The 25,811-nt window shown below is 69.1% G+C and carries 19 protein-coding genes and 1 pseudogene; 12 read left to right on the plus strand and 8 right to left on the minus strand.

All coding sequences use genetic code 11. The annotated features are described in order from the left end of the window. The first annotated feature begins 9 nt into the window (after positions 1-9). Positions 10-978 (plus strand): LacI family DNA-binding transcriptional regulator, encoded by a 969-nt coding sequence (locus ACQP2O_RS51595; protein ID WP_433177518.1) that lies wholly within the window; start codon positions 10-12, stop codon positions 976-978. A gap of 125 nt (positions 979-1,103) precedes the next feature. Then, positions 1,104-2,759 (plus strand): alpha/beta hydrolase, encoded by a 1,656-nt coding sequence (locus tag ACQP2O_RS51600; RefSeq protein WP_433177520.1) that lies wholly within the window; start codon positions 1,104-1,106, stop codon positions 2,757-2,759. A gap of 150 nt (positions 2,760-2,909) precedes the next feature. Here the strand turns inward: ACQP2O_RS51600 and ACQP2O_RS51605 are convergent, their stop codons facing one another. Genes ACQP2O_RS51605 through vanH form a run of 4 tightly spaced genes read right to left on the minus strand, consistent with a single transcriptional unit; the run spans position 2,910 to position 6,871 of the window. After that, positions 2,910-4,211 carry a tetratricopeptide repeat protein gene (locus ACQP2O_RS51605; protein ID WP_433177522.1) on the minus strand — a complete coding sequence of 434 codons (1,302 nt, stop codon included), beginning with the start codon at positions 4,209-4,211 and terminating at the stop codon, positions 2,910-2,912. A gap of 59 nt (positions 4,212-4,270) precedes the next feature. Next, positions 4,271-4,879 (minus strand): D-Ala-D-Ala dipeptidase VanX, encoded by a 609-nt coding sequence (vanX, locus tag ACQP2O_RS51610; RefSeq protein ID WP_433177524.1) that lies wholly within the window; start codon positions 4,877-4,879, stop codon positions 4,271-4,273. After that, positions 4,876-5,916: a D-alanine--(R)-lactate ligase VanA-Sc gene (vanA-Sc, locus tag ACQP2O_RS51615; protein WP_433177526.1), complete on the minus strand. Its 1,041-nt coding sequence runs from the start codon at positions 5,914-5,916 to the stop codon at positions 4,876-4,878. The genes vanX and vanA-Sc overlap by 4 nt, the downstream gene beginning before the upstream one ends. Then, the gene (vanH, locus tag ACQP2O_RS51620) at positions 5,909-6,871 is read right to left on the minus strand and encodes a D-lactate dehydrogenase VanH (RefSeq protein WP_433191474.1); all 963 of its coding nucleotides are present in this window, start codon (positions 6,869-6,871) and stop codon (positions 5,909-5,911) included. The genes vanA-Sc and vanH overlap by 8 nt, the downstream gene beginning before the upstream one ends. A gap of 340 nt (positions 6,872-7,211) precedes the next feature. Here vanH and ACQP2O_RS51625 point away from each other — a divergent pair, with 340 nt between their 5' ends. The 7 genes and pseudogenes from ACQP2O_RS51625 to ACQP2O_RS51655 all read left to right on the plus strand — a co-directional run bounded on the left by ACQP2O_RS51625 (position 7,212) and on the right by ACQP2O_RS51655 (position 14,304). Continuing rightward, the gene (locus tag ACQP2O_RS51625; protein ID WP_433177528.1) at positions 7,212-8,555 is read left to right on the plus strand and encodes a UDP-N-acetylmuramoyl-tripeptide--D-alanyl-D-alanine ligase; all 1,344 of its coding nucleotides are present in this window, start codon (positions 7,212-7,214) and stop codon (positions 8,553-8,555) included. Between the two features lie 156 nt (positions 8,556-8,711). Further along, positions 8,712-9,440 (plus strand): two-component system response regulator CseB, encoded by a 729-nt coding sequence (cseB, locus tag ACQP2O_RS51630; protein ID WP_433177530.1) that lies wholly within the window; start codon positions 8,712-8,714, stop codon positions 9,438-9,440. 1 nt (position 9,441) lies between these two features. Next, a complete protein-coding gene (locus tag ACQP2O_RS51635) occupies positions 9,442-10,710 on the plus strand; it encodes an ATP-binding protein (RefSeq protein WP_433177532.1) in 1,269 nt (422 codons plus the stop codon). 132 nt (positions 10,711-10,842) lie between these two features. Further along, a complete protein-coding gene (locus ACQP2O_RS51640) occupies positions 10,843-11,340 on the plus strand; it encodes a hypothetical protein (RefSeq protein ID WP_433177534.1) in 498 nt (165 codons plus the stop codon). Then, the gene (locus ACQP2O_RS51645) at positions 11,337-12,416 is read left to right on the plus strand and encodes a peptidoglycan-binding protein (RefSeq protein ID WP_433177536.1); all 1,080 of its coding nucleotides are present in this window, start codon (positions 11,337-11,339) and stop codon (positions 12,414-12,416) included. The genes ACQP2O_RS51640 and ACQP2O_RS51645 overlap by 4 nt, the downstream gene beginning before the upstream one ends. A gap of 26 nt (positions 12,417-12,442) precedes the next feature. Continuing rightward, a pseudogene (locus ACQP2O_RS51650) lies at positions 12,443-12,937 on the plus strand (ABC transporter ATP-binding protein); the annotation flags it as partial. 161 nt (positions 12,938-13,098) lie between these two features. After that, on the plus strand, positions 13,099-14,304 hold the full coding sequence (locus ACQP2O_RS51655) for an ABC transporter permease (protein ID WP_433177538.1): 1,206 nt from the start codon (positions 13,099-13,101) through the stop codon (positions 14,302-14,304). Between the two features lie 103 nt (positions 14,305-14,407). Here ACQP2O_RS51655 and ACQP2O_RS51660 read toward each other — a convergent pair whose 3' ends face one another. Continuing rightward, a complete protein-coding gene (locus ACQP2O_RS51660; protein ID WP_433177540.1) occupies positions 14,408-17,668 on the minus strand; it encodes a GH92 family glycosyl hydrolase in 3,261 nt (1,086 codons plus the stop codon). A 264-nt stretch (positions 17,669-17,932) separates the two neighbouring features. Between ACQP2O_RS51660 and ACQP2O_RS51665 the strand changes: the two genes are divergently transcribed. The 3 genes from ACQP2O_RS51665 to ACQP2O_RS51675 all read left to right on the plus strand — a co-directional run bounded on the left by ACQP2O_RS51665 (position 17,933) and on the right by ACQP2O_RS51675 (position 20,797). Beyond that, positions 17,933-19,099: a histidine kinase gene (locus ACQP2O_RS51665; protein ID WP_433177542.1), complete on the plus strand. Its 1,167-nt coding sequence runs from the start codon at positions 17,933-17,935 to the stop codon at positions 19,097-19,099. Further along, complete coding sequence (locus ACQP2O_RS51670; RefSeq protein WP_433177544.1) at positions 19,096-19,770, plus strand: response regulator; 675 nt, start codon at positions 19,096-19,098, stop codon at positions 19,768-19,770. The genes ACQP2O_RS51665 and ACQP2O_RS51670 overlap by 4 nt, the downstream gene beginning before the upstream one ends. Before the next feature lie 130 nt (positions 19,771-19,900). Continuing rightward, a complete protein-coding gene (locus tag ACQP2O_RS51675; RefSeq protein WP_433191476.1) occupies positions 19,901-20,797 on the plus strand; it encodes a lysostaphin resistance A-like protein in 897 nt (298 codons plus the stop codon). Positions 20,798-20,831: 34 nt separating this feature from the next. Here ACQP2O_RS51675 and mgtA read toward each other — a convergent pair whose 3' ends face one another. From mgtA to ACQP2O_RS51690, 3 genes are all read right to left on the minus strand, one after another. Continuing rightward, positions 20,832-23,564, minus strand: coding sequence for a magnesium-translocating P-type ATPase (mgtA, locus tag ACQP2O_RS51680; protein WP_433177546.1), 2,733 nt, complete (start codon positions 23,562-23,564; stop codon positions 20,832-20,834). Continuing rightward, complete coding sequence (locus ACQP2O_RS51685; RefSeq protein ID WP_433177547.1) at positions 23,548-23,901, minus strand: ArsR/SmtB family transcription factor; 354 nt, start codon at positions 23,899-23,901, stop codon at positions 23,548-23,550. The genes mgtA and ACQP2O_RS51685 overlap by 17 nt, the downstream gene beginning before the upstream one ends. Before the next feature lie 127 nt (positions 23,902-24,028). Next, entirely contained in the window at positions 24,029-25,516 is a 1,488-nt protein-coding gene (locus tag ACQP2O_RS51690) for an LCP family protein (protein ID WP_433177549.1), read from the minus strand. Between the last annotated feature and the right edge of the window lie 295 nt (positions 25,517-25,811).

Raw genomic sequence — 25,811 nt, forward strand, 5'->3', positions numbered from 1 at the left:
ATTCGTGAGGTGGCCGCGCTGGCCAAGGTCAGCCCGATGTCGGTCTCCCGCGCGCTGCGCAATCAGGAAGGCGTGTCCCAAGAGACCCGCGAGCTGGTGCTGGCCGCGGCCCGAACCCTCGGGTATCGGCCCAACGAGATCGCTCGCAGCCTCCGGCCAGGACAGAAGACCGGCATGATCGGTTTGGTGGTGACGAACCTCGCCAACCCCTTCTACTCACGGTTGGCGCTCGGCGTGGAGTCGATCGCGGCAGCACACGGCATGCGGGTCCTGCTCACGAATACCAACGAGGACGAGGAGCGCGAGCGTGACATCGTCCGCGACCTCGCCGCCCGCCAGGTCGACGGCATGATCGTCGTTCCCGCCGGATTCGGCCACGGGCATCTCGAACTGGGGATTCCCGTGGTGCTGGCGGCCCGGCCACCGTACGGCATCGAGGCCGACTGCGTGCTCGTGGACGACTTCGGCGGGGCCCGCGAGGCGACCGCACAGCTGCTGGCCCAGGGGCACCGCCGGATCGGCTTCCTCGGTAATCCGCCCGCCGTCTACACCGGAGCCGAACGCTTCCGCGGATTCTGCGCGGCGCTCCAGGAGGCCGGAGTCGATCTCGACGAGCGTCACGTACGGCGGGCCCAACAGGACGCCGCGGCGGCCGAACGGGCCACCCTTGACCTGCTGGACCTGGATGAGCCGCCCACCGCGGTCTTCGCCGCCAACAACCGGAACACGATCGGCGTCCTCAGGGCGATTCGCACGACAGGCCGACAGCTCGCCGTGGGCGGCTTTGACGACTTCGAGCTCGCCGACATGCTCGGCGTCCCGCTGACGATCGTCGCCTACGACGCCGACGAACTCGGCCGGCACGCCGCTCGACTCCTGCTCGACCACCTCACCGCCACCCCGGACACCCCTCCGCCCGCCGCCCGCCGCACCATCATCCCCACCAGCGTCATCGAGTACGGCGCCACACCACGCTGAGCCGGTGAGGCGGCGGGCCATCGGCGCATGCCGGGCTCCGGTCGTCTCCGGCCATCGCTCGACGCGGAATCCGGCACAGCCGCTGTTGTCCCCCGTGCGAGCTACCCGCGAATGTCCACCACGCGGTGACGATTGCAGGCCGTCGAATCAATAGCGTTCTCGACGTAGCCGCAGCACTTAAGGTCGTCAATTCTCTTTCGGTGGAGGACATTATGCTCCGTACGGTCACGGCACCTGTCGCGATAGCACTATGCTGCACGGCGGCCAGCGTGGGGCTAGCCGGCTGTAAGGGAATCGAAAGCGCGAATTCTGATCCATCCGCCACCGCTACGGGTACTTCCTCGATCGTATGGGGTGCTTGCCCCGCGCCGCCGCCCGGGACCAAGGTCGACCCGCAGCAAAAGTGCGGCACACTCAAAGTGCCGCTGGATTATCGGCACCCTGGCGGGAAGCAGATCACGATCGCCGTCTCCCGTATCCCGGCCACCGATCCGGCGAAGCGACGCGGCGTCCTGCTGTTGAACCCCGGTGGCCCAGGCGGCGAGGGACTGAATCTACCGAGCGCCTTCGGTGGTCTGGCGAGTAAATCAGTTCTCGCCGCCTACGACAGGATCGGCTTCGACCCGCGAGGTGTGGGTCACAGCAGCCCGGTGACCTGCGGGTTCACCGCCGCCGAGATCACGCCTCCCTACCCCTACCCCGCGCCGGACGGCTCGATCACCAAGAACGTCGACTTCGCGCGATCGGCCGCGGCCCGCTGCGCCGCCAAGTCCGGCAACGTGCTGCCGTTCATCACCACCGCGAACACCGCCCGCGACATGGACCGAATCCGGAAGGCGCTCGGCGAAAAGCGACTGTCGTATTGGGGCACCTCCTACGGCACATATCTCGGTGCGACCTATGCTTCCTTGTTCCCGCACCGCACCGACCGGGTCGTACTCGACAGCGCCATCGACCCCGCACGAATCTGGTATGGGGTGTTCCAACAGCAGAGCGAAGGCATCGCGCTCCGTTTCCCCGACGCCGCGCGCTATGCCGCCGACCACGCCGATCAGGTCAATTTCGGAACCACGCCCGCGGCCGTCACCAGTTCGTACCGCAAACTGGCGGCGCAGCTCGACACCCGGCCCATAACCGTGCCGGGCACATCGACCGTACTGACCGGCAACATGTTCCGCTACCTGACCACCCTCCTGCTCTTCCAGGACGAAACGATCCCGCCGCTGGCCCAGGTATGGCGAGCCACCGCCGACCTCGCTGCCGGCCACGCCACCAGCCAGGAGACCAGCACCCTTCAACAGACCCTCGCCATGGTCAGCCCCAGCGCCGCCACCTCACCGGGAGTCCCTGGGGACAACGCGATCGCGGCGGCCTACGCGGTGGCTTGCGACGACGTACGCTGGCCGGCCGGCCTCCGCACGTACGCCCGCAACGTCGCCGAAGACCGCAAATCGTTCCCCCTGTCCGCCGGTTCCCCGGCGAACCTGTGGCCCTGCGCCTTCTGGCACAACGCCCCCATCGAGCACCCGGTCACGATCACCGACCACGGCCCCCGCAACATCCTGATCCTGCAGAACGATCGTGACCCGGCGGCCACACTGGACTCGGGCCGAGGCATGCACAAAGCCCTCGGCGCCCGATCAACCCTCGTGACGGTCGACGCAGGCGGCCACGGCGTCTACGGCACGCAAGGCCCCCAGGCGTGCTCCACGAAGGCGACCGACGCCTTCCTGATCGACGGAAAGATCCCGAACCACGACGTCCGCTGCCCTCGGCCCTGATCATCAGCCCCCTGGCCGAAGGCCGGCCATCCGCTGCGGGTGAACGAGAGCGTTCACCCGCAGCGGATGACGTGGCGGCGGCTCCGCCCGTCAGCACAGGTGCGCCTCGATGAACGAGTAGTCCTCGGCCGTGGGACGGATGAAATGGGCTCAGGAGGAAGGTTCACCGCCGGTGATGTAGAGGTTCATCTCGGCGAAGTCGAGGGTGACCGCGTACGGTTTGAAGAACGTGTGCGCGAAGGTGGCCAGCACGTCGAACTGGCTCGTTGATATCGACATCCTCGGATCCAGGGCCGCACAGTAGATCCCGCGGGCCACGGCCGGGCCGATGCCCACCTCGTCCGGGTAGCACGGGTAGTCCTTGAACACCTCTCCGTGAGTGGCGCCGAACATCGGGCGACCCCGGTCGACGCGCACCTTCAGCCGCTCGGCCGTCTCCATCGTCATGCCGAGCGCCCTGCCGTCGGCCTGGCCGGTGTTGACGCACACCACCTGCGGACCGGAGCCGTTGACACTGCCCCGGGTGTAGGGAAGGTTCTGGTCGATCCACATCGGCAGCGGCGGGCATCCGGCCCGGGCCGCCTCGGCGCGCACCGCCCGGGCTTGCCCCGGTGTTCGCGGCCGGAAGATCAGCGCCTGGTTCGCCCAGTCCAACGTGGTCACGAAGTGCGCGAACAACTGAGCGCCGATCCCTCCCCGGTCCGGCTCCCCACCCGATTCGTGGGGCGACTCCAGGTCCATCCAACTCACCGGGATGTTGCGCACCTCCACATCACCCATCCGGAACGACTCCAGCACACCGAAGAACATGTCGATGTTCTGCTGGTCGCCGCCGTTGACCTTGGTCTGCGAAACCGCCCGCAGCCCGGCCTCCTTGGCCATCCGTACCGTCAGGCCCACACCGGTGTTGTTGCCGGTGTCCCACAGGAATTGTTTCGGCGGTCCGCCGTTCACCGACGCTTCGACCACCGGCAGCGGGTCCATCGACACCCACGGCACCCGCCCAGACGGCCCCACCGACAGCTGATACGGCCGCCCCTGGACCGCCTCGTACCACGTGGCCTCCGGCTCGTTGTCGATGGCGCGCAGCAGCCGCACCGCCGGCGGATACTTGTCCTGCCTCAGGTAGCAGTCGGCCAGCCACTGCTTGGCCTGCTTGTCATCCGGTGCCAGCCGCACCGCCGAGGTCAGATACTTCTCCGCGTCGGCGAACCGGTTGGACAACAGCGCGATATATCCGCGCTGCCGCACCGCGTGCGCGTTGTTCGGGTCCTTCCGCAGGATCGCCTCATAACCGCGGGCGGCCTCGTCGAACCGGCCGGCCTTCAACAGCGCGTCCGGGTCGGTCTCCGCCGCCGCGTCTGCCGAGGCACTCAGCAGCGGCGCCACCGCGGCCGCGCCTGCCGCCAGGCCGATTCCCGCGATAACCCTCCGCCGGTCGAGCTCCACCATAGAGACATACCTTTCCCGTGAGTCGATTTCCGTTGCGCTACCCGTCTTCGTCGCCCCAACTATGCGATGGGGAAGTTAAAATAGGTGTCTGGGTAGGGTTCGTTATTCAGGGTGTAGTGCCACCACTCGCAGTCGTACCGATTAAAACCGCAGGCTTCCATGATGGAGCAGAGGTGTTGGCGGTTTCGTGTTTCGGCCGGTGTGATTCCTTTTGCGCCATGGTGCGAGATCGGGTCCATCAGGTCATGGTCGCCGCCCATGGGGGCGAGTTCGCCGGTAGCCAGGTGATAGAGCGTCAGGTCGACGGTGCTGCCCCGGCTGTGGCCGGACTTGGCGGCCACGTATCCCTGTTCGAACATCTCGGGTCTGTCGATGTTCGGGTAGTGTCGCAGCTTCGTCCGGCCGTCCTCCGGCTGTTCCGACCAGCGCAGGAAGCAGTCTACGGCGCGTTGAGGGCGGTATCCGTCCCAGAGAAGCAGGCCGAAGCCAAGGGATGCGGCTTTTTCTTGCGCTCTCTCCAGGGCCGCGCACAGCGCTCTCGTGCCGACAATTCGGTTTACCGCGTATCCGTCGACGGGTTTGCCGGTGAAGTTGTCCCAGGTGGCGTACTTGGCGTCCCACCGTATTCCGGGTACAGCCTCGTCTACGAAGACGAAGTCGTCTTTCATCGGACTTTCCCCGTCAGTGCCAGCGACACGATCTGGTCGATCACGTCGGTGAGCGACAGCCCTGCTGCTGCCATCATTCGCGGGTAGCGGCTGTACGAGGTCAGGCCGGGCAAGGTGTTGACCTCGTTGAGGACCACTGTTCCGTCTTCCTTCAGGAACATGTCGACTCGCGATAGTCCCCTGCATCCCAGGGCGCGGTATATGGCCTTCGCCGTCTCTTGGACGAGCGAGCGCGACTCTGCCGAGATGTCGGCGGGCACGATTGGTGTTGAGTTTTCGGAGCCGCTTTCCGGCGCGCTCTCCTGGTGGATTCTGAAGAAGCCGTGGGATAGGGCGATTCGGTCGACCTCGCCGGCGACCAGGTCGAGGTCGTTGCCCAAGATGGCGCATCCGATCTCGCTGCCGATGACGGCTTCTTCGATCAGCACCTTCGAGTCGTACTGTCGTGCGGTCTCTACCGCGCTCAGCAGTTCTTCTTCGCGAGTTACCTTGCTGACGCCGAAGGATGAGCCCGAACGGGCGGGTTTGACGAAGACGGGGTAGGTGAGCTGGTCGGGGTCAGGGTTCTCGTTCGCCGTGACGGTCCAGAAGTTCGGCGTTGCGATTCCCGCGCTTCTGGCGACGATGTAGGCGAGGGACTTGTCCATGCACAGGGCGGAGCTTTGGATATCGCAGCCGACGTAGGGGATGCCGGAGAGTTCCAGCAAACCCTGTATCGCGCCGTCCTCGCCGAGTTTGCCGTGCAGGACGGGCAGCACGAGGTCCAGGCTGATCGCTTCGTATTGCCCCTTTTCCAGGACGAGCAGTCCGTGGACGCTTCGGTCCGGTGACAGCACGACCGGACGGCAATCGCCGTTTTCCCAATCTGCGTCGGGGCCGTCACAGAGCTTCCAAGCTCCGCTCTTCGTGATTCCGATCCAGAACGGTTCATACTTTTCGGAATCGAGGCTGTTGGCGACCTCTTGGGCGGATTTGACGGAGACGGGGTGTTCTTCGGAGGCGCCCCCGAATATGATTCCGACCTTCAACTTACCCATGCTGCTTCCCGCTTTCGAAGTTCAGGCAATTGATGAGACTGTTTTCGATCGTGTCACTCAGAGCGTGGTCTGTGTAATAGGCGATGTGCGGGCTGATGAGCACGTTCGGCAGTTGCTGCAGCCGCAGCAACGACTCGTTCTCGATGGGCTTGTTTCTGAGGTCGGCGTAGAATATTCCTTCCTCGCCTTCGAGGACGTCCAGCGCCGCGCCGCCCAATCTGCCGCTCTCCAGCGCTGGGATAAGGGCTTCGGTGTCGAGGAGTGAACCGCGCCCGGTATTGATGATGAACGCGCCGTCTTTCAGCTGCGCGATGCGTTGGCGATTCAGGAGATGGCGGGTGTTCGCGGTGAGTGGGGTATGGAGCGTGACGATGTCGCTCAGCCGTAGCAGCTCATCGAGAGGAACGTAATCGGCAGCGGCGGCCTTAGGGCGATTGTCATAGGCCAGTATTCGGCAGCCGAAGCCTCGCAGCCTGTCCATGACCGCGGCGCCAATGCGCCCGGCTCCAACCACTCCGATGGTCAGATCGCGTAGTTCCTTCCCACGTACATCACTCAGCCGGTAGTCATGAGTATCCGCACGGCGGATGATGGATTTCGCATTGCGCACGGCCATCAGCATGAGCATCAGCGTGTAGTCGGCCACACTGTCGGGCGAATAGACGACATTTCCAACGGTGACGCCGACACTCTCCGCGTATTTCACATTGATATGGTTATAGCCAATGCTTCTTGTGGAGATGTACTCCACGCCGGCTCGGCCGAGTTCGAGAAGAGTGGGATTCGTGACCTGGGCCTTGTGGCCGACGCTGATGCATCGGTTTCCGAAGGCCAGTTCAATATTGGCTTCAGATACCGCTGCCTCTGTGATGGTCGGCATTACGCCAAAGCGAGGCGCCATCTCTTCGAACAGGACGGCCTCGTCCTGCCCGCATCCATAAATCGTGATTCCCATTGCCGGGAGGGCCGGGGAGGACGCGGACGCCAGCGCTCGGGTGCGGCGGGCCGCTGTTCGTGCTGGTTCGCTGTAGGCCATGCCCCTCAGTCAAGGGAGCATGGCGTTGCCAGAACGTATGCGGTTTTCGATATGCCAACGATATGTTACCGACCGGTAGCCTATCGTGATCATATCGAAAACCGCATATGTTCTGGCAACACCACATTCGGTTGACTAGAGGCATGATCTACCGCGATCCAGCCTCCATCAGCCTCTACCTCGTCAGCCTGCTCCCGCTCGCCGTGATCTCGATCGGCCGGCGGTCGCTGCGCATCGCCGGACCCCAGGCGGCCCGGGCATGATCCCGCTCAGCCTCGGCGAGATCGCCGCGGTCGTCGGCGGCACGGTCGAGGGCGACGGCGCCGTGACGGTGACCGCGCCGGCCGTGCTCGACGGCCGGCAGGCCGAGCCGGGCGGCCTCTTCGTCGCCTTCGCCGGCGACCACGTCGACGGCCACGACTACGTCGACCAGGCCGGCCGGGCCGGCGCGGTGGCCGTTCTCGGCTCCCGGCCCACGCCGCTGCCCACCGTCGTCGTCAAGAACGCCCAGGCCGCACTGCAGGCGCTCGCCGCCCACGTCGTGGCCCGGATGCGGGACGGGCTGACCGTCGCCGGGCTGACCGGCTCCCAGGGCAAGACCGGCACCAAGGACCTGCTGGCGGCCGTGCTTTCGAGCACCGCGCCGACCGTCGCCACGATCGGCTCGCTCAACAACGAGCTCGGCGTGCCGCTCACGATGCTGCGCTCCGACGCGGCCACCCGATTCCTCGTCCTCGAGATGGGAGCCCGCCGCATCGGCGACATCGCCGAGCTCACCGACCTGGTCGCGCCCGACATCGCCGTCGTCCTCAACGTCGGCCAGGCCCACATCGGCGAGTTCGGGTCCCGTGGGGCCATCGCCAAGGGCAAGGGCGAGCTGGTGCAGGGGCTGGCGCCCGCCGGCACCGCCGTCCTCAACGCCGACGACCCCCGCGTGGTCGCGATGCGCTCGCTCACCGACGGCCCGGTGCTGACCTTCGGCCGGGCCGAGCACGCCGACGTGCGGGTGCTCGACCTGACGCTGGACCGGCTCGGCCGGCCGTCCTTCACGCTGCGGACCGCCGACGCCTCGGCTCCCCTCACGCTGCCGCTCGTGGGCGCCCACCAGGCGCTCAACGCGTCGGCTGCCGCGGCGGCGGGGTTGGCGGCCGGCGTGCCCCTCGATGTGGCCGCGGCGGCGCTGGCCACCGCCTCGCTGTCGAAGTGGCGCATGGAGCTGCGCGACCTCGCCGGCGGCGCAACGCTGCTCAACGACTCCTACAACGCCAACCCCGACTCGACGCGAGCCGGCCTGGACGCGCTGGCGGCGATCGAGGGCGGCCGCCGCATCGCGGTCCTCGGCGAGATGCTCGAGCTCGGCGACGGCAGTGAGGCCGAGCACCGTGCCATCGGGGAGTACGCCGCCTCCCGGGCCGACGTGGTGGTCACGGTCGGCGAGGCCGCCCGGCCGCTCGCCGCCGGCGCGGGAGAGCGTGCGGTGGCGCTGGCCGACAACGACGCGGCCGTCGACTGGCTGCGCGGCCACCTCGCCGCCGGCGACGTGGTGCTCGTCAAGGCCTCCCGCGGGGCGCGCCTCGACGAGGTCGCCGCCGCGCTCGCGTAATTCGGCGGAACTCCCTTCACACCGCGTATGCCCGACCAACGCGGTGAAGTAGGTGAACTCCGCGGTTTCCAGATAGCTTCGGCGCGAACGACGCGACCACGCCGTTGCGGCGATTCTGTGTCGTCTCCGTCAACGATGCGTCATGTTTGGGGGGCGATGTCGGTTTCGGACGTTGGTGGCGGTTCGTCGACTCCGGTCACGGTGCTGCTCGTCGAGGACGACGAGGTGATCAGGAAGACCGTCGCGATGGCATTGGAGCGCTACGGCTATCGGCTGAGCGTGGCGGGCGACGGCCTCACGGGCCTGGAGGCGTACCGGGAGCAGCGGCACGATCTCCTTCTGCTGGATGTGATGCTGCCGGCGCTGGACGGCATCGGGCTGTGCCGAAAGATCAGGGAGTGGAGCCAGGTCCCGATCCTGATGATGTCCGCGCGAGGTGACGGGCTCGACGTCGTGGCGGGGTTGGAGGCGGGAGCCGACGACTACGTCGTCAAGCCCGTGGACACCTCCGTGCTGGTGGCCAGGATCCGCTCCCTGTTGCGCCGGGCCGCGTTCCGGCCGGCTTCCGGGAATCCCCCGGAGCCCGCTCCCGATGTGTCCTCCGACCTCGTCTTCGGGGACCTGGCCATCGATCCGGGAGGTCTGGAGGTGCGCCGGGCCGGCGAGCCGGTGGCGCTGGCGCCCACCGAGTTGCGCCTGCTCCTGGCGTTCGCGGCGAACCCGGGGATCGTGCTGGACCGGCGAACGCTGCTGCGCGACGTCTGGGACTACGGGTGGGACGGCGACAGCCGCGTCGTCGACCTGTGCGTACAGCGGCTGCGCAAGAAGATCGGCGCCGAGCGGATCGAGACGGTTCGCGGCTTCGGCTACAAGCTGCGGCGCTGACGTGGGATACGCCATCCTCCGATGGACACGCGGCCTGCTGAACTGGCGATCCCTCCGTTGGAAGATCGCCGTGCTGGCGGCCGTGGCGTGCTGCGCGGTCGCGCTGGCCGTCGGGCTCCTGGTCCACCGGACCACCGCCGGATGGCTGACGCACCAGGCCAGGTCACGCGCCTACGTCGCGCTGCAGGAGGACGTGGCCACCTACCGGCGTACGGGCACCGCGCCTTCGGACGAGGGCGAGCCGCGATCGATCCCGCCCGCCCTGATCGAGCGGGTGAACAGATCGGGGCAGTACGCCACCTGGTACGACGACCGGCGGCCGGACGTCCCGTGGATGTGGGCGGCGCAGCGGGTCGACGGCCAGGTACTGGCCGTGCAGATGGACATGACCAGCGAGAGGCTCAGTCTGCGGGCCCTCGACCGGCATGTCGTGGAGGCCTCGCTGGCCGTACTGGCGATCGTCGTGCCCCTGGCGGCGCTGGCCGCCGAGTTGCCCAACCGGCGACTGAGGCGGGTCGCACGGACCGCACGACGCATCGCGGACGGCGAGCTGGACGCCCGGGCGACGACGGGTCGCCGTGGCGGCGACGAGATCACCAAGATCTCGGTGGCCGTCGACGCGATGGCGGGCGCGCTTCAGGAACGGCTGCTCAGCGAGCAGCGGTTCACCGCCGACGTGGCCCATGAGCTGCGCACTCCGCTGATGGGCCTGGTCACCTCCACCGAGCTGCTTCCCGCCGGCGAGGTCACCGACCTCGTACGCGACCGGGTGCGAGCCCTGCGGTCGCTGGTCGAAGACCTGCTGGAGATCACCCGGATCGACGCGGGCGTGGAGCAGGCCGACCTCGCCTCGGTGCCGCTGGACCAGGTCGTCGAGGAGTCCGTGCACCGGACGGGAGTGGATGCCCGGCTGACGGTGACCGGTACCCCGGTCGCGTACACCGATCCGCGCCGGCTCGACCGGATCATCGCCAACCTGGTCATCAACGCGCACCGCCACGGGCGCCCTCCGATCGAGGTCACCGTGAGCGGCACGACGATCGTCGTACGCGACCACGGCCCCGGGTTCCCTGAGGCGCTGCTGGTGGACGGACCGGCGCGGTTCCGCACCGGAGCGGCCGAACGCGGCCGGGGGCACGGCCTCGGCCTGACCATCGCCACGGGGCAGGCGGGAGTGATCGGCGGCCGCCTGACGTTCGGCAACGCACCGGACGGCGGCGCGATCGCCACGCTTCACCTACCGGCCGACGGGGGCCGGAACGTCGTCTGATCCGTCGGTTGATACAGGCCTGATACACGCCCGAGCGGCGGCGGATACGCGACCGCGACGGCGTGGACAACCGCGCCCGGCATGGTGGCCGACGTGCACCATCGCACGTCACGGCAGCCGAAGGGGAACATCATGCCCGGTACGCTTCACCGCCCTCGTACTCGTGTCGCACTCGCGGCCGTCGCCTGCCTCGCGAGCCTGCTGGCCGGTTGCGGAGAAGGGGGCCATTCACGTGCCACGGCGGGCGGTTCGGCGGCTCCCGCGTCGGATTCCGGTTCCGTCGGTACGCAGGACCAGCAGTACAGCGCCTGGGAGGCCAAGTTCCGGTCGTGCCTGAGCGACAAGGGCTTCGAGCTTCCGAAGGACCCCGGGAAGATCGACTTCGGTGACCGGCAGGATGCGTACAAGGTCGCGGAGGCGGCCTGTCTCAAGAAGATCGGCCAGCCGCCGACGGCCCGTGACAAGCAGACCATGTCCCCCAAGCAGCTGCAGGAGGGATACCTCCGGAAGGCCAAGTGCCTCCGCGACCGCGGATACGACGTCAAAGATCCCAAGCCGGGAGAGGCCCTGGTCATACCGGCGGGCGTGAACGTCAAGCAGCGGGACCTCGACGCGTGCATGAAGGCATGACGCTTCCCGCACGGAATCGACGGCGCCGCCGGGCCTGGGTCTGGTCGATCGCGGTGGCCGCCGTCGTCGCCGCCGCAGCGGTCGTCGCCGTACGGTCCGGTGGCGGTGCCGCTCAGAAGCCCGGGCACAAGCGTGTGCCGGGCACCGCTCTCGTGGAACGCAGGACGCTCCGGGAGACCGTCACCGCGCCCGGGTCGCTGGGCTACAGCGGGGCCGAGGGGCTCAGTGCCGGCCACGCCGGCATCATCACCCGTCTCCCGCGCGCGGGCAGCCGGGTGAAGCTCGGCGGCGCCCTCTACTCCATCGACGACCGGCCCGTACGGCTGTTGCGCGGGCACACCCCGATGTGGCGGACGCTGGCGAGCGGCATGTCCGACGGGCCGGACGTACGGCAACTGGAGCAGAGCCTCGCCGCGCTCGGTTACTTCAGCGGTGCGCCCGATGCTCACTTCGACGCAATGACGAAGGCCGCGATCCGGCGATGGCAGGACGCCTGCGAGGTGAAGGAGACCGGGACGATCCGGTTCGGGCAGGTCGCCTTCGCCACCGGCGACGTGCGCGTCGCGCAGACCGTGGCGCACCTCGGCGACCGGGTCGCGGCCGGTACCGCCGTGCTGAAACTGTCGAGTCTCCGCAAGGTCGTGTCCGCACAGCTCAAGAGCGCGAACCAGGCCGTGGCCAAGGTGGGCGGCGACGTGACCGTCGATCTGCCCTCCGGGAAGACGACGACCGGCACCGTCTCCGGAGTCGGCGCGCCCGAGCAGGTCGACCAGAACGGCACGAAGACCGTCGTCGTTCCGGTGACGATCACCCTCGACCACCCGTCGGACGCCGGATCCCTCCAGCAGGCCTCGGTGCTGGTCGACTTCCCCACCGCCAGTCGCAAGAACGTCCTGACGGTGCCGGTCTCGGCTCTCATCGCCCTGCCGGACGGCGGGTACGGCGTGGAGGTGGTCCGGGACGCGGCCACCACCGAGACGATCCAGGCCCAGCCCGGGCTGTTCGCCGGCGGCTTCGTGGAAGTGACCGGCGACCGACTCGCCGCGGGCCAGAGAGTCGTGGTGCCGGCACTGTGACCGATTCCGTCATCGAACTCGACCGCGTGGTCCGCGACCACGGCGACCCACCGGTTCGAGCCGTCGACCACGTCTCGTTGTCGGTCGCGTCCGGTGAGTTCGCCGCCATCGTCGGCCCCAGCGGCTCGGGCAAGTCGAGCCTGCTCAACATCATCGGCACGCTGGACCGCCCGACGAGCGGACGCGTGTTCGTCGACGGCCTCGACGTCGGCGCGATGAGCGATGCGGCACTGTCGGCGCTGCGCGCGTACCGCATCGGGTTCGTCTTCCAGCAGTTCCACCTCGCGCCCGGGGTCAGCGCGGTCGACAACGTCGCGGACGGGCTCCTCTACACCGGAACCCCCCGCGCCGAACGACGGCGCCGCGCCGTGGCGAGTCTGACCCGCGTCGGCCTGGCGGGCCGCCTCCACCACAAGCCCAACCAGTTGTCCGGCGGTGAACGCCAGCGCGTCGCCATCGCCCGGGCGATCGCGTCCGACCCGGCTCTGCTGCTGGCGGACGAGCCCACCGGCAACCTCGACCAGCGCTCCGGTGCGGGCGTGCTGGACCTGCTGCAGGAGCTCAACGAGATGGGCACCACCGTCATCATGATCACGCATGACGTACGGCTCGCCGAACGGATACCGAGGCGGATCAGCATGCGCGACGGCCGGGTCGTCGCCGACGACCGCGAAGTGACGGTATGAGCCACGGCCGGCGGGTCCACCCGCACCGGTCGCGTCTGCTCTACCTCGACGTGTACCGGGTGGGCGCGGCGGGGCTGAGAGCACGTCCGACCCGGGTCATCCTGTCCGCACTCGGCATCGCGATCGGAATCGCGGCGATGATCGCCGTCGTGGGCATCTCCACCTCGAGCCGAGCCAGGCTGAGCGACCAGTTGGCCGCGCTCGGCACGAACCTGCTGACCGTCAAGCCGGGTACGTCCGTCGACGGCCAGGACACCACCCTGCCGGCCGACTCTCCGGGGAAGGTCGGGCTGATCGACCAGGTCACGACGGTCGGGGCGGTCGCCGCTCTGCCGGGCGTGGACGTGTACCGGAGCCGGCTCATCGACCCGAACAACACCAGCGGCATCGACGTGCGATCCACCGACCTCGGCCTTCTCGGCCTCCTGGGCGGCCGGCTACGGGAGGGAACCTGGCTCACCAAGGCGACCGCGAACTACCCCACCGTCGTACTCGGCGGCATCGCCGCCGACCGGCTCGGCATCGTGAGCCCGGGGAGCCAGATCTGGCTCGGCGACACCCAGTTCACGGTAGTCGGCATCCTCGACGCCCTTCCCCTCGCGCCGGACCTGGACAGCTCCGCGCTCATCGGCGAGGCGTACGCCACGGCGCGGTTCCACTGGGACGGCAGGCCGACCACCATCTACGAACGCTCGGCCGACGCGGACGTCGGGGCGGTACGCGACCTCCTGCCCCGTACCGTGAACCCGGAGCACCCCGAGAACGTGGACGTCTCGCGGCCCTCCGACGCCCTGGCGGCCAAGAACGCCGCGGACCTCACGTTCACCGGCCTGCTCGTCGGACTGGGCTCCGTCGCGCTGCTCGTCGGAGGCATCGGCGTCGCCAACACGATGGTCATCTCCGTACTCGAACGCCGCCACGAGATCGGGCTACGGCGCTCCCTCGGCGCCACGCGGGGACACATCCGGATCCAGTTCCTCGCCGAGGCGCTGCTGCTGTCCGCGCTCGGCGGCGTGGCCGGGGCGGCCGCCGGGTTCGGAGCCGTCGCGGTGTTCGCCAGGATCAACGGCTGGCCCATCGCCGTGCCGCCCGCCGTGTTCGCCGCCGGGATCGGCGCGACGCTTCTGATCGGAGCGGTCGCCGGCCTCTACCCGGCCATCCGGGCGGCCAGAACCTCGCCGACAGCGGTGCTGAACGGATAGCCGCGGCGAGTCGGTCAGCCGATACGGATGGGTTGTGAGAACCCTTTGCCGTTGACGGCGAGAGGCCGGGGCCGTGACGGCCCCGGCCTCCGCGATCACTCTGTCAGCCGGCCGCGATGGCGAAGATGCCGATCGCACCCCGGCTGAGCGACGACGGCAAGGTCACGCTCTGAACCGTCTTGCCGCTGGAGATGGGCAGGGTCTGGGCGAAGACGAACGTCTTCACGTTGTCCTGTCCACTCGTGTGGTTGCGGTACGGAGTGGTGGCCACCGTCACGTTGCCGAACTGCGGTGTGCCGCTGCCACCGGCCAGGGTCCAGTCGCTGAACCCGAGTGAGCCCGTCGACGTCGACCCGTCCGTGTACGTGATCGTGGCCGTGCCCGACGAGCCTTCCTCGCCCGCGTTGTACGCGCTGCCCAGGAAGCCCAGTTTCGTGGCACCCGCCGGCGCCGCGATCGGGATGGTCTGGCCCCCGACCGTGACGTTGTCCGGCTGTCCGGCCGGGACGTTGGGCCAGGTGTAGGTGATCCCGCCCGACGACACCGACGCGCCCGGCGCCAGGCTCGCCGCCGTCAGCGCCTGCTCCGAGTAGCTCCAGCCGCCTCCGTCGTAGTTCGCCGAAGACGGGGCACTGTCGTCGCTGATGCCCGTGTTGTCGGAGAACGGCGCCAGATCGCCCGGCTTGGCGACGATCACCGACAGCGCCGCCGGCAGGATGCGGCCCTGCGGACTGGTCAAGGAGAACTGCACCGGGTAGTTCCCGTCCGTGTCACCCGCCTTGACCGTGATGTCCACCGAGGCGCTGCCGCCCGCCGGGACGTTCAAGGTTCCCGAGGACGGGGTGACCGTGATCCCCGACGGGGCCGTGGCCTGCCACGCCACCGCCTGGTCCGACGAGCCCGAGGACCGCACCGTCAGCGTGGTCTTCCCGGACTCGCCCGGCTGCATGATCAGCGACGACGGGCTCGCCGCGCCGGTGGCGGGGAACGTCGGGCCGTACGACGGCGGCGCGTTCTCCGCGCCCGTGCCCCACGAGGTCTCCGAGGAGCTCATCGTCCAGTCCACCGTCGAGCCCTTGGCGAGGGTCGAGAACGGCACGGACAGCTTGCTGTTGGGCCGGCCGTTGATCTTCTGGGACTTCACGTAGTACGTGGACGCCGAGACGCCCGGAGCGTTGATCTTGATGGTCTTGCCGCTCGGCAGCGTGATCGTCACGTGCGGGAAGCCGGGGCTGCCGAAGACGAGCGTGTCGCTGCCCGGGTTCTCCGGGAACATCCCAAGCATCGCCCAGACGAACGAGGAGCTGTTGGCCCCGAGGTCGTCGTTGTCGGACAGGCCCGACGGGCCGGGCAGGTAGAGCCCGTACCGCAGGGTGTTGACGGCCTGCTGGGCACCGGCCGGGTCGCCGGCGTAGTCCGGCGCGTACTCCTCGCCCTCGCCGAACTCATTGGACAGCTGGGCGTACTCGCCATAGCCGTCCGGGCGGGACAGGAACTTCCGCAGCGCCGGCTTCACCTTGGCGTCGCCGCCGAGCAGCGAGAACAGGCCCGCGTAGTTGTTCGGGACGTCCCACAGGTACTCCGCGGCGGTGCCCTCGATGTAGTGGCTGCCCGTCGCCGGCGCGATGCCGGGGAGGAACGCGCCGCTCTGCAGACGAGGCGTCAGGAGTCCGGTGGAGGTGTTGAAGACGTTCACCCAGTTGTTCGCCCGGTTCTCCAGCATCTTGGCGTTCGCCGAGTCACCGAGGGCTCCGGCGAAGCGCGACAGCGCGAAGTCGGCGTTGTCGTACTCCAGCAGCGAGGAGACCTGGCTGTGCGGGTTGCAGCAGCCGTACTTGCCGTCCTCGGGCAGGTAGCCGTACTTCTCCTCCAGCGCCGTACCCGGGCGTACGTCGTTGACCGTCGTCGCCTGTTTCAGCATCGAGGCCAGCGCGGTCTTCGTGTCGAAGTCCTTGGCCCCGAACGCGTAGTAGTCGGCGATGATCGCGGTGCCCGGGTCGCCGGCCATCACCCAGTTGTCCAGGTGCAGGTAGCCCCACTGCTGGATGATGCCGTTCTCGGCGTAGTAGTTGACCTGCGACTGTGCCTGGTCGCTGGCCTCCTTTGGTGTCAGCATCGCCTGCAACTGAGCGAGCGAGTGATACGTGTCCCAGCCGGAGAACATGCCGTACTGCTGTTTCTGCGTGCCGGTGACCGAGTGCACCTTGACGTCCGAGCCCATGAACTGGCCGTTCACGTCGCTCGTGATGTTCGGCTGGATGAAGTCCTTGTAGAGCAGGCTGTAGAACTCCTGCGTCGTGGCGTACGTACCGCCGGAGACGTTGATCCGGCCGAGCAGGCTGTTCCACGACGCCTGGGCGGCCTTCTTGACCTGGTCGAAGTTCCAGCCGGGGTTCTCGGTGCGCCAGTTCAGGTTCGCGTTGTCGGCGCTCACGTACGAGATGCCGACCTTCGCCTGTACGGTCGCGTTCTTCGTCGCGTCGAAGGTGACCGACACGGCGTCGGGGTTCGAGTCCGACCCGGTGACGACCTTGGACGCGGTGAAGGGCCGGTCGAAGATGATGTCGTAGTAGAGGGTGTACTGCGCGCGGTCGCCGCAGAAGCCACCGCTCGTCTCCGAGCCCTTGATCTCGTTGTTCCCGACGATCTGGGCGCTGGAGGCGGAGTCGCCGTTCTGGCTGTTCTTCAGCTTGACGAGGAAGCCCGCCTGGTCGGTGGAGGGGAAGGTGAACCGACCCATCGCGCTGTGCGGGGTCTCGGTGAACTGCGAGGTGATGGTGTCGGGCAGGTTGCTCTGCGCCGAGTAGTAGCCCGCCTGGGCGACCTCGCCGGCGTTGGTGAACGACGTCGTGGCGTCGTTCACGTCGCCGCTGGGCAGGCCGCCGGTGATCGGCAGGATCGGCATGTCGCCCGCTGCGCCGCAGCCGGGGCCGCTGACGTGCGTCAGGCTGTAGCCGGTGAGCTGCTCGTCACCGTAGTTGTAGCCGCCGCCCGCGTTCCGGTGCGGCATCGTGTCGGGGCTCCACTGGACCATGCCGTACGGCACGTCGGCACCGGGGAAGGTGTTGCCGCCGCCGGTCGTCCACGTACGCGTGTCGACGAGTGAGGCGGGGGCACTCACGGACGCGAGGGTGGAGGTGTCCCGGGCGGCCTTCGGCAGTGCCTTGGCTGCGAGGGGTTTCGGACAGTTGGTCAGACGTCCGCCGGGCCCCTTGACGCAGGTGGCCGTACGGGCGTTGCCGAGCTGGGATCCAAGACTGGGCGAAGGGTGCGGGACCTGCGCCAGGGCGGGGGTGCCGCCGCCGATGGAGGCCGCCGTGACCAGTGCCACGGCAGTCGCCAGGAGCGCCGCCGGTCTCCTCATCGTCTCTCCTCTCGGGAGATCACTGACAACTGACAACGTTGTCATTCCACGGCATCGTGAACCTCGACCCAGGAGACGGTCAACCCAGTGCGGTTAATGACATACCGGGCGTCCTAAACCGGACAGAGGGGTGGACAACGGCGCCATCAACGTGCACGCCACCGACCATTCGTCACTTCGTACTCGGGGGTGGTGGTTCTTCCGGAAACGACGACGTACCGCAATGTCTGGAATCTGGGTGCTCGCTCCCATTAGCCTCACCGCGTGACCGGGAAGGTGGCGCCGCTCGACCGGCTACGGCCGATCGGGACGTGGTGGCGCGGGCGCGGCCTGACCGTGCGCGATGGCGCGCTGGCGACGGTGTTCGCCCTACTCGCGTTCGCACCGGGCGTCGCGCACGAGGGCATGATCCTGGCTTACAACAATCACCGTGCGCTCGACCCGTTCGGCCTCGCGCTGCTCTTCGCCCAGTGCCTGCCGCTGGTCGCACGCCGGCGCCGGCCCGCGTGGTGCCTCGCGCTCATCTTCGTCGCGTTCGGGCTGCACGAGTTGCTCGGCTACCCGGCGACCTTCGCCAGCGAGGGCCTCATCATCGCGCTGTACAGCGCCGGGGCCCACCAGGAGCGGGCCCGCCGGACGCTGGCCGTCGCCGGGACCATCGCGTACGCGGCCCTCGCGGTCGCGCTGCGCGCGCAGGGCTCGTCCGAGATGCCGGTCGCGTTCTTCACGTTCTATCTGTTCCTCGCCGGCTGCTGCGCGGTGGGCGTCTGGATGCGGGCTCGCGCCCGGCAGGAGGCCGGACGGCGCCGCCGGGCCGCCGACTCGGCGATCGCGGCGGAGCGGGCGCGCATCGCGCGGGAGCTGCACGACGTGGTGACCCACCACGTGACCACCATGGTCGCCCAGGCGGACGCGGCCCAGTTCGTCATCGCCGACGAGCCCGGCCGGGCGACGAGCGGACTGGCCACGATCGGCGACACCGGCCGCCGTACGCTGGCGGAGCTGCGGTACTTCCTCGGGGTGCTCGACTCGGTGCCCGACGCGGAGCGGGCGCCGTCGGTGGCCCGTCTGAGCGACCTGGTGGAGAGCACGCGCTCGGCCGGGCAGCCGGTCGAGCTGACCGAGGAGGGCGAGAGGCAGCCGATGACCAGTGGCGCAGAGCTGGCCGTCTACCGGGTGGTACAGGAGGCGCTGACCAACGCGCTCAAGCACGCCGCCGGGTACCCCACGGTGGTGCGGGTTCGCTACGGCGCCGACGTCGACATCGAGGTGAGCACCGACGGCCCGGTCGTCACCGCGTCCCGCGACGGCCGCGGGCTGACCGGGCTGCGCGAGCGGGTCAGCGTCGTCGGCGGCGAGCTGCGGGCCGGCGGTCGCCCGGACGGCGGCTTCACCGTGCACGCCCGCATTCCGGTGGGGAGCGAGCGGTGACCGAGCGGCCGATCGACGTGCTCGTCTGCGACGACCAGGAACTGCTTCGGACCGCCTACGTCACCATCTTCACGGCCCAGCCCGACCTGACGGTGGTCGGCGAGGCCGGGGACGGTCAGAGCGCGGTGGAGCTGGCTCGCCGGCTGCGCCCGGACGTGGTCGTGATGGACGTGCGGATGCCGGTGCTGGACGGTATCGCGGCGACCCGGCTGCTGGCGGGCCCGGGCGTCACCGACCCGGTGAAGGTGCTGGTCGTGACGACGTTCAACCTCGACGAGTACGTGTACGAGGCGCTGCGGGCCGGGGCCAGCGGCTTCCTGCTCAAGGACGCCAGGCCGGCCGAGCTGGTGGCGGGGGTGCGCACCGTCGCCGCCGGCGAGGCGCTGCTGGCGCCGGCCGTGACCCGGCGGCTGATCGGCCGGTTCGGCGACCGGGTGCGCGCGGTGCCGAGCTCGGACGGGCCCCTGGCCGCGCTGACCGACCGGGAGCGGGAGGTGCTGAAGCTGGTCGCCGGCGGGCTCTCGAACGCGGAGATCGCCGCCGCCCTGGTGGTCAGCCACGAGACCGTCAAGACGCACGTCTCGCGCATCCTGACAAAGCTCGACCTGCGCGACCGGGTGCAGGCGGTGGTCTTCGCCCACCGGATCGGCCTGGTCACCGCCGGGGACTGACCGGGGTCCGTCCCTCGGGCGAGCTACGCGAGGTGCACTCCGCGGCGCGATGATCCCCCGGCCTCGCCGTCCCTACCGTTTTCCCGGACGGCCCGGCACCCCGGGCCGAGGAAACCGGGAGATGATCGTGATGACGTTCGATGCCTCGTTGGCGGAGGGCAGGGAGACCCCGCCGATGGCCGGCGCACCCCGGCGGTGGCTGCGCCCGGCGTGGGCCCGCCTGATCCTGCTGCTGGTGCTGTTGGTGCTGATCGACTCCGTCGTCGGCGGGATCGACCAGGGGCTGGACGACGTCCCCGTGGTGGGGCTGCCGGTCGGAGTCGCCCTGGCCGTGCTCGTCCTGCTCGCCTATCTCAAGGTCGTACGCCTCGTCGAGCGCCGCGAGGTGGCCGAGCTGGCCCGCGACGGCGCGGTCGCGGAGACGCGCCGCGGAACGCTGATCGGGATCGGCCTGTTCGTGGCCGCCATCGGCATCATCGCGATGTTCGGCGGGTACCGCGCGAGCTGGGGCTCCCTCTGGGTCGCCCTCACCGGCTTCGGTCTGATGTGCGCCGTGGCGGTCACCGAGGAGCTGATGTTCCGGGGCGTGCTGTTCCGCATCGTCGAGGAGATGGCCGGCACGCGGGGCGCGCTCGTCGTCTCCGCGCTGGCGTTCGGCATGCTGCACCTGGTCAACCCGCACGCCACGATCTGGGGCGCGATCGCGATCGCCATCGAGGCCGGGCTGATGTTCGGCGCGACCTACGCCGCCACCCGTACCCTCTGGCTGCCGATCGGGATGCACCTGGGCTGGAACTTCGCCGAGGGCGGCATCTTCGGGGTCACGGTGTCCGGCTCGCACGGCACGGTGGGCCTGCTCAAGGGCACACTGTCCGGATCGGCCGCACTGACCGGCGGGAGCTTCGGCCCCGAGGGAAGCCTCGTGGCGATCCTGATCTGCGGGATCCCGACGGTCCTGTTCCTGCGGCTGGCGGCGCGCCGTGGCCGCATCCACCCCCGCCCGCGCCGAGCCGCCGCCCGCCGCTGAACTCCCGCCGCGCCGCCGCCCGGATCCGGGGCCGTCAGCCGCGGGGCCGGGCGGTATCGAAGCTCTTTTGGCCGTCGGCTCTGTGCCACAGGGTCTTGGCCACGGCGATGAGAACGCAGTAGAGGATGAGCACGAGGATCAGGGACAGCAGGCAGGCCGTGGGCAGAGCGGTCATTCCCACCGCGCCGGCCAGGGGGGACCACGGCAGGGCCATGGCGATGCCCGCGATCGCGGCGGTGCCGAGCAGCACGGGGAGCGCGGCGTGGTCGCGCAGTGAGGGCAGCCGGCGGCTGCGCAGAAGGTGGACCGCGGCCGCCTGGGTGAGCAGGTTCTCAACGAACCAGCCGGTGTGGAACAACGCCTGCGCGGCCGGCGCGGGGTGGTCCCCGGTGATGTGCAGCAGGATGCCGAACGCGACCAGGTCGGCCAGGGTGTTGACCGGCCCGAGCCACAGCACGAACCGGGTCAGGCGGGCCGAGTCGAAGGTGCGTGGTCGGCGGAGCTCGCGCTCGTCGACGTGGTCGAAGGCGAGCGGCAGCAGGCACAGGTCGAAGCACAGATTCTGGACGAGGATCTGCATCGGCAGCATGGGCAGGAACGGCAGCAGCACGCTCGCCGCCAGCATCGACAGCACGTTCCCGAAGTTCGAGGAGATGGTGATCTCGAGGTACTTCTTGATGTTCGCGAAGGTCCGCCGGCCCTCGGTGATCGCCTCTGCCACCGACAGGAGGTCGCCGCGCAGCAGTACGACGTCGCTGGACTCGCGCGCGATGGCGACGGCGCCGTCGACGGTGATCCCGACGTCGGCGTCCCGCAGGGCCGGTGAGTCGTTGACGCCGTCGCCGAGGAATCCGACCGTTCGGCCGGCCGCTCGCAGCGCGCGGACGATCCGGGCCTTCTGCTCCGGATCGATGCGCGCGAACACGGTGGTCCGGTCGGCCAGGTCCCCGAGTGCGGCGTCGCCGAGCGCGTCGATGTCGTCGCCGAGCACGATCTGCCCGGGGTCCATCCCGGCGTCGCGGCAGATCCGCTCGGCGACCAGCGGGTGGTCTCCGGTGAGGACCTTCACGGTGACACCGCGCGCGGCGAGGGACGTCACCGCGGCGGCCGCGGACTCCCGGGGACGGTCGCGGAAGCCGACGAACCCGACCAGCGTGAGTCCCTGCTCGTCTTCTGGGCGATAGGGGCGGAGGCGCGCCGGCCTGTCGGCGATGGCGACGGCCAGCAGCCGGACCCCGTCGGCGGCGTGCCGGTCGCCGACCTCACGCAGCCGCTGCCGGTCCGCCGTCGTGAGCGGGACGTCGCCGTCGTCGCGGCGCAGCCGGGTGCAGCGGTCGAGGGTCTGCTCCACGGCCCCCTTGGTGATCAGGATGTCGGTGCCCGGCCGGCCGCCGGCTCGGATGATCACGCTGCCGCGCCGCCGGGTGGAGTCGAAGGGGATGACGTCCACGGCGGTGACGTCATCGACCGGGATGCTCGCCTGCTCGGCGTAGGTCAGCAACGCCTCATCGAGCTCGTTGAACAGGACCGTGTCGCCGTGCGCCGCCATCGCGCTGTTCAGCGCCGCCCAGCGAAGCACCTGTGGATCAGGACGTCCATCGGTGTCGATGTGGCAGTCGACGCTCACCTGGTCCTGGGTGAGCGTTCCGGTCTTGTCCGTGCACAGCACGTCGATCGCGCCGAGGTTGTGGATGGCCGGCAGCCGCTTGATGATCACGTTGTGCCGGGCGCCGGCTCGCGCTCCTCGGGCCAGTGCCGTGCTGACCATGACCGGAAGCATCTCCGGGGTGAGGCCGACCGCGACGGAGATGGCGAACCACAGCGCGGCGAACCGGACGCCGTGCACCGCGGCGTTGACGATGAAGACCAGCGGGGCGCAGACGAGCATCAGGCCGATGAGCGCCCGCGATACGCCCCGGACTCCTCGGTCGAAGGCGGTCTCGGCACGTCGTGGTGCCAGGTGGGCGTGCATCGCCCCGAAGTACGTCGCGGCGCCGGTGGCGACGACCACGGCGGTCCCGGTCCCGGTGGTCACCGTACTGCCCATGAAACACAGCCACGGGCAGTCGATGGTTCCCAGGTCGCCGGCCGACCGGACGGCCGCGATGTCGGGGACCGCTTCGTCCGGAGTGGCGTGCTTGGCGACCGGGAGCGCCTCTCCGGTCAGCACGGCCTGGTCCACGGCCAGGCCCGCCGATCGCAACAGCCGTACGTCGGCGGGGACCATGTCACCGGGACCCAGGTTCACGACGTCGCCGGGGACGAGTTGGTCGGTCGGTACCTCCCGGGCGGCCGACGACGCGTCGGCGCTCGCGCGCCGGACCACGGTGGCCGTGCTGACCACCATCGCCCGCAGGGTCGCGGCGACGCGGTCGAAGCGTTGCTCCTGGCGGACCTGCAGCCAGCAGCTGATGACCACCATCGCGCCGATCACGGCGGCCGCGCCGAAGGCCCCGAGTGCCGCGGACACGCCGCCGAGGACCAGCAGGATCCCGACGAACGGGTTGGTCAGCGCGTGCCAGAGCCTGGCGCCCCGATGCGGCGCGGGCGAACCGGCGATGACGTTGTCGCCGTGCCGTGCCAGCAGTTCCTGGGCCTTGTCCTCCTCCAGGCCCCGCGGCCCGCTGTCCAGCCGCCGGAGCACCTGATGGATCGGCATCGAGGCGAATTCGGCGAGCCGGCCGCGTACGTCGGGAAGTCGTGGCCGGTCGGCCGCGTCAGGCCGCGGTGGGGCGAGGTCGGGAAGGGGATCAGGCGCCCACGCCACGGCGGCGTCCCAAGCCGGTCGACCGATCGCGCATGCGGTCGACCATCTGCCGCACGACCGTCACGATGTGCGGGTCGTCGACCAGATAGATCTGGCGACGGCCTTCCCGGCGCGACCGCACCAGCCCGGCGAGCTTGAGCTTGGCCAGGTGGTGACTGACCGTCGGGACGCTCCCGCCGACGTATCCGGCGATCGTCCCGACATCGCAGTCTCCGTGGGCCAGCACCCACATGATGTGCAGACGCATCGTCGAAGCCAGCAGCCCGAAGGTGCCCGCCATGTCCTGAAGGAACTCGGGCGACAGATACTCCGGCTCGCCGGCAACGGTATCCGTCACGACAACCTCCATGTCTGTTCAGCCACCGTCCAGCCTCCCTGAGGAGACCACTGATGCGCAAACGACGTCGCCGCGTCGGACACTTCCCGCAGCCCAGGTCCCGAGTCGTACGTTCATGGACTCGGGTTCAGCCGCAGGCGTTCTTCAGCGAGACGGCGCCCCCGCCGCCACTCGTCGGCGTCGCGGTGGCGGCCACCGGCCTGCGCGCCGTGTGCTTCTTCTTCGCCGCGGAGGGGGACGTGCTCGGCGGCTGCGGGTTCTGGCTGCCGGTGATGGCGCCTGCCACCACCCGGCGCATGAGAGCGACATCGGGTTGGTACACGTGGAACCCGGCCAGCTTGTACGGGTTGAACGCCAGGTTCTGCAGGTCGGCACCGTGTTTGACCGTGCCGGACAGCTTCACCAGAGCCGGCAGCAGCGCCGAGGGGATGTTGGTGAAGATGGTGTTCTGCGCCGCCTTGGCCAGCTTCTCGAAATGCGTGACGACCGTCTGCGGGTCGGCCTGGTCGGCGATGTCCTTCAACAGGCACTTCTGCCGATCCATGCGATGGAAGTCGTCATCGGCGTGCCGGCTGCGGCCGTACCACAGGGCGTCTTCGCCATCGAGCTTGTGCCAGCCGGGTTCGAGGTAGCCGGACGGTGGGATGCCTCGTTCGGGTTCACCACCGATCGGGAGCCGTTTTTCGATGTGCACCCGTACGCCGCCCATGGCGTTCACGATGTCCTTGAAGCCCCCGAGGTTGACCAGGACGTAGTAGTTGATCTTCAGGCCGAGCAGATACCCGATCACGTCCTCGAGCAGATGCGGGCCGCGCTGGCCCTTGTTGTAGCCCGGCTCGAGTTCGGGGTGCCGCTCACCCATGATGTACAGCTCGTTCAGCAGGCCCTGATCCCCGGGATCTCCGGTGTAACCGTCCGGCCACCGGGATTGCAGCCGGGGCGGCATCTGGAACTTCTGCAGGCTCCGGGGCAGGCCGAACAGTACGGTGTCGCCGGTCTTGGTGTCGATGCTGGCGACGGTCATGCTGTCGGTGCGGATGCCGGTACGGTCCTGCCCGCCGTCACCGCCCAGCAGCAGGACGTTCAGGCGAGGCAGGTTCTTCCACGGGTTCGCGGCGTTCACCGGCTGGCCGGAATGATCTTCCCCGGGGAAGATGTTCGACAGCGTGTTGCCGAGCACGTACGTGGTGTTCGCCGCGTACACCAGCGGCATGCAGACCAACAGCGTCATCACCACGACCAGGGAGCCGGCCGCGACGCGCATCGCGGGCGGCAGGCCGACCGGCCGCACCACCTGGTAGGAGCGGATGATGATCAGCGCCCAGGTCAGGGCGAGCGCGAGGATCCCGATCGTGATGACGCCGAGCCAGGTGTGCTGGACCGCGATCTGCTGCAGCTTCTCCTGAAACAGCAGCACGGACAGCACGGCGGCGGACACCAACACGCCGTAGAGCCCCATGAGGGCCGCACCGGCCAGGCGACGCCCCGCCGCCACGTGCGCCACGCCCCATACGAACACCGAGGCCATCGTGAGGCCCAGCGCCCGCCACAATCCGGCGACCGGAACCGGTCCGCGACCCGACACCGCGGGCCGTTCAGCCTGACGCAATGCCATGCAGTCTCCCGATCGTCCGCTCGCCGAACGCGAGGGTCACGCCTTCTCAGCCCGGATCGGATGATCCCGCCCGCGGGCCGCAACATCGCATCGACACGCTCAGCAACGGTGCCGGCCGGGCCGACCACTCGACATTTGCAGAACTGTACAAATATCAGATGTGGACAAAGGCCTCAAGCGATCGCGGGCGAACGGGCGATCGGACGCACCCCTCAGGTCGGAGGGTAGGTCGCGAGCGCACGACCGGACCCTCCGAAGCCCACGATAGTTGCAGGCTTGAGCAAGTGATAGATAT

Source organism: Actinoallomurus sp. CA-150999 (genome assembly GCF_050942425.1).
GTDB lineage: Bacteria > Actinomycetota > Actinomycetes > Streptosporangiales > Streptosporangiaceae > Actinoallomurus.